At 68.8% G+C, this 391-nt stretch carries 1 protein-coding gene; it reads right to left on the reverse strand.

The window, feature by feature from the left end:
- Nucleotides 1–391 (reverse strand): CpaE/TadZ family protein (locus tag JWG43_RS21190; protein ID WP_504208241.1); only part of this gene is annotated, 391 nt, incomplete at both ends.

Below are 391 nucleotides of genomic sequence, written 5' to 3' on the forward strand. Positions count from 1 at the left end.
GAGATGTCCCAGTCCGTGTCCAGACTGGCGGGCGCCGCAAACAGGCTCAGCTTGTCGGTGCAGCGGACCATCATCCGGTCCAGCAGCGTCGAATCCAGCCGGTCGGGCTGGCCCAGGGCGTCGGCGACGCCGTTCAGCGGGTCCTGGTTGAAGTCCAGGCCGGCGGTGCCGAACGGCAGGTCATAGTCGACGATCACCGTATTGGCGCCGATCCGCTCAGAAATCGCATAGGCGGTGTTGTGCGCTACGGCCGAGGCCCCCGCCCCGCCCCGCGCGCCGACGAAGGCGATGGTGCGGCCGACGAAGGGCTGGGCCGGGTCGTTGAACAGGCCGCCGATGGCCGCGATCAGCTGCAGCGGCTGCAAGGGCGCGACCAGATATTCACTGACCC

Source organism: Desulfobulbus alkaliphilus (assembly GCF_016918545.1).
Lineage (GTDB): Bacteria > Desulfobacterota > Desulfobulbia > Desulfobulbales > Desulfobulbaceae > Desulfobulbus > Desulfobulbus alkaliphilus.